Consider the following 3983-nt stretch of genomic DNA (forward strand, 5'->3'; position numbering starts at 1 on the left):
CTTTTTTATTATTGCCTTGCTTATTTTTAATTTTTTTATCGACCCTACAGCGTTTTTTGGGATTTGATATAGAATTAACTTTAGTTAATGCATTTAAAAGTGCTGTTGTAGGTTTAATTGTTTTATTAATTCTATCAATCCCGACTAACATAGTTATAGAAGCTAATTTAAAGAGCAAAGGCTACATTTATTGTAATTGGTACACTGGTGCTTCAGTTCGTGATCCTGATGTTTGGTTGAAAAACGATGAGTTATGCTTACAAGATGGCTCTGTAATCACTAGTGATATTTATGATTGGTTTGAAATGCATAATGAGCAAGGAACTGAACCGACTCTAAATGAATTAGAGTCTTTTATTAAAAAGACAAGAATGGAACTTGGTAGATAAAATAAAGCAGACCTAATAATTCGGCTATATGTTCGAGATGTCTACAGCCAGAATTTTGCAATGGCTACCCACAGTCATAATTGACTCTTATCCTGGAATACGCGCTCACCTTACAGGTACCCGTTATTTGGCTAGTAACCCTAAGCTATTCACTATAGGTGTGGGTAAGCTCGAAGCAGCCAAAGCGATGAAAACCGGCTTCGTTATTAGTTTAATTATTTCAGTGACATTTCATGCAATCGACCAAGCTTTAAATGACCAAAAAACATGGCATTACTTAGTTGCTGGTATAGCTGTAGATATGGCCGTGGTTGGAGCAGCTATAGCTACGACAGTGGCTGTAACGCATATTGCAACGGCCTTTGCTGGGGCTGTTATTGTTATCAGTGCTGTAATACCCCTTATTATTGTTGTTAGTGTAGGGCTCGCTTTTACTGATCTCACAATGGTTTTTTCAACAGACCCAATCGTAGATGCTATCGCATTTAAGCTGAGAAAAATTGAAAGCGATATTAGCTCTGGAATAATTAACATAAATAAAAAGCTGAAACAGGGTTTTTCTGAAGATCCCTATGCCTTTTTTAATTCTTTATTTGGGTTGCCATCTATAAATCTAAATAGTAATAAAAATGAGCTATAAACAATGTCTATTTTAGAATGGGAAAAATCCGAGGAACGTTTTACAGAACAAAGCTTCGAGCATAAATTAACTGTTGTGATAGGCCTGTTTGCTTTTATATTATTTACAATTGCTTTATTTTACTTCTCTTATTATGGGTTTGTTGAAAATGTTTATTTTGATGAGTCGCTTTATTATATTCGAGAAAGCGGCTTGTTGGCTCCGATAATAGTAATGGCTCCATTTCCTGTTTTAATGACAATTGCAGGTTTACAAAAAGTATTGAACTTCCGCAATGAAAAAACAATAAGGTTAATGGTAAAGCTTATGCTGCGCGCAATACCTTTATATATAATTTTATCTATTGCTAATAGTTTTTATATTGAGTCTAAATTAACACTCGAGGGATATAGCTTTTGTAATTGGTATACCAGTCCATCATTAAGAGATCCCGATGTTTGGCTAAAAAATGATGAATTATGCCTACAGGGTGGTTCCGTCATAATCAGTGATGTTACCGATTGGTTTGAACAGAAAAACCAACAAGGTATTGAACCTTCCGTTGATGAGTTAAAAGAGTTTATAAAAATAACTCGAAAAAGGCGCGATGATTATATAAATAATATGTAGCGGCCAGTCCGTTTTAATGAGTAACAGGCCAAGCCCTATTAAAGCGAGTTTTATACTCGCTTTTTTATTGCTTAAATATTCTATAAATAAAAGTGCCATACTGTTGTCATCCCTGTGTGTTGATATTTAACTAATACAACACTAAGGAAAACAATAATGTTAAACAAATCAATAATAGCCCTTTCTTTGCTATCACTATTAACTGGTTGCTCACTAGATGGTGATGACGGTCAAAATGGCGCACAGGGTGTACAAGGTACAGCGGGTAATAATAGCGAAAACGGCACTAATGCAAATTCAGGTTTAAATATCAATCTTATTGGCCGCGCAGTACTCAATGCACAAAGCCCAGAGGGTGCAGCTGAAATAGTCGCCTACCAAGCCTCTAAAAAGTGGATTTATGCAATTAATAGCTCTGGCGATGAGGCAGTTGTGAATATAATTCCTGCCGATACGTTCGACACTGCAGCATTAGTAAAAGATAACGAAGGTATTGTAACCGCGACCAACTTAGCCTCTGCCATTACGCTCTCACTAAATGAAAATACGCCTGGTGATGCAAACAGCATAGCTATCGATGCAAATAACCAATTATTAGCGGTAGCAATGGCTGCTACAAACGTGGGCGAAGCTGGCCAAATAGCGTTTTACAATATTGGCGGAGATACACCAGTATTTATTAAAAATGTAACTGTAGGTGCCCTACCCGACATGGTGACATTTAGCCATGATGGTGCAAAAGTAGTGGTTGCTAATGAAGGTGAACCTAATGGCGACTACAGTATCGACCCCGAAGGCACAATTAGCATTATCGATATCAATAACGGCACTATTGCCGATACCGCTTTGAGCATAAACTTTCAAGCTTACAATAATAAGCAAGCAGAATTAGAAGCGCAGGGCTTAGTGTTTGCCAATCCTACTGGACGTACTATTAATGGTAATTTAATAAATACCACGGTTGCGATGGATTTAGAGCCAGAATATGTGAGCATTTCCAAGGATAATAAATACGCTTATGTCTCTATTCAAGAAAATAACGCTCTAGCCATCATCAACCTTGAAGATAATTCCCTTGAGCTAAAAGGACTCGGTTTTAAAGATTGGTCAAACTTACAATTTGACGCTTCAGACAAAGACGGCGGTGTTAACTTTAAATCATACCCTGGTTTATATGGCATGTATCAGCCAGATACAATTGCAAGTTTTAGTTGGAAAGGAGCCAACTTTATTGTATCTGCCAACGAGGGTGATGCACGCGAATACTTTTTTGATGCAAGCGATGAAGCTGATTGCATCGCTCAGGGCGGCCTTGATTATGACGCTAAAGATGGGTGTTTGGCATATATAGATGAAAGCCGCGCAGAAGATCTAGCTCTCGCAGCTAACTTCGATTACTTAAATAACGATGATAACGACATTGGTCGTTTAAAAGTTACAACAGTAAAAGGTGATAAAAATAACGATGGCCAATACGAATCGCTTTATGCTTATGGCGCACGGTCATTTACCATTTGGGATAGCAATGGGCTGGTGGTGTTTGACTCAGGCGATCAAATTGCACGAGTAACGGCTTCTGTTCATGGCAATGCATTCAATAATAATGAAGATGAAAATAAAGGCGATACACGTTCAGATGATAAAGGGGCAGAACCCGAAGCGCTAACATTAGGTGAGGTTGGCGATAGGTTATTTGCTTTTGTTGGCTTAGAGCGTATGGGCACAATAATGGTGTTTGATATAACCAACCCTTACGATGTGAAATTTCAAGACTACTTTTATAATCGTGGTTTAGAACCAAGTGCAGATATAAGTGGCGATCTTGCTCCTGAAGGAATGACATTTGTTCCTGCAGCGCAAAGTGCAACAAACGAAGCACTGCTTATAATCGGTAATGAAATCTCAGGCTCAATTGCCGTATGGGAAATAACAACTCAGTAATTAGTAAAGTTTTAAGTAAAAGCGATGTAGCGGTTATCTATAAATCGCTTTTACTTCCTCCCCTCTCAATAATCATGCCTTATGTGAATGCTTTTTAATCAAAAGCAGCCCTGCAGCCCTTTGTTTGTATGGATATTGTACTAAATTGAAATTAATTTAATAAAACTGAAATAAAGCATTGACCCTCTCCAGAATATCCCTATAATGCGCATCCACTGACCCGGCAGGCAGCAATGAAAAGCGCTGAACAAACGGTAAGTAAGTCGAGTAAAACTTAGCTTTTAAATCTTTTAAAAGAAACTAAAAATTAAGTATTGACAAAAAAACAGGAAAGCGTAATATGCGCAGCCCTAGCGAGATAAAGTTAAGCGCTTTAATCGCAACGTTCTTTAACAATATAAAGC

General features: G+C 37.6%; 4 protein-coding genes. All 4 read left to right on the forward strand.

What is annotated here, in order from left to right:
- On the forward strand, positions 1-389 hold a 389-nt coding region (locus tag QL984_RS18240; protein WP_290173207.1), incomplete at its 5' end, for a DUF1240 domain-containing protein.
- A 127-nt stretch (positions 390-516) separates the two neighbouring features.
- Entirely contained in the window at positions 517-1029 is a 513-nt protein-coding gene (locus QL984_RS18245) for a hypothetical protein (RefSeq protein ID WP_013466258.1), read from the forward strand.
- A 3-nt stretch (positions 1030-1032) separates the two neighbouring features.
- Complete coding sequence (locus QL984_RS18250) at positions 1033-1638, forward strand: DUF1240 domain-containing protein (RefSeq protein ID WP_013466257.1); 606 nt, start codon at positions 1033-1035, stop codon at positions 1636-1638.
- A gap of 156 nt (positions 1639-1794) precedes the next feature.
- Entirely contained in the window at positions 1795-3579 is a 1785-nt protein-coding gene (locus tag QL984_RS18255) for a choice-of-anchor I family protein (protein ID WP_013466256.1), read from the forward strand.
- The last annotated feature ends 404 nt before the right edge of the window (positions 3580-3983 follow it).

Source organism: Pseudoalteromonas sp. APC 3495, assembly GCF_030407645.1.
GTDB lineage: Bacteria > Pseudomonadota > Gammaproteobacteria > Enterobacterales > Alteromonadaceae > Pseudoalteromonas > Pseudoalteromonas tetraodonis.

Excerpts from the sequence above, each read along its gene's own strand:
- QL984_RS18250 (WP_013466257.1), top strand. The coding sequence starts at position 1,033 with ATGTCTATTTTAGAATGGGAAAAATCCGAGGAACGTTTTACAGAACAA.
- QL984_RS18255 (WP_013466256.1), top strand. The coding sequence starts at position 1,795 with ATGTTAAACAAATCAATAATAGCCCTTTCTTTGCTATCACTATTAACT.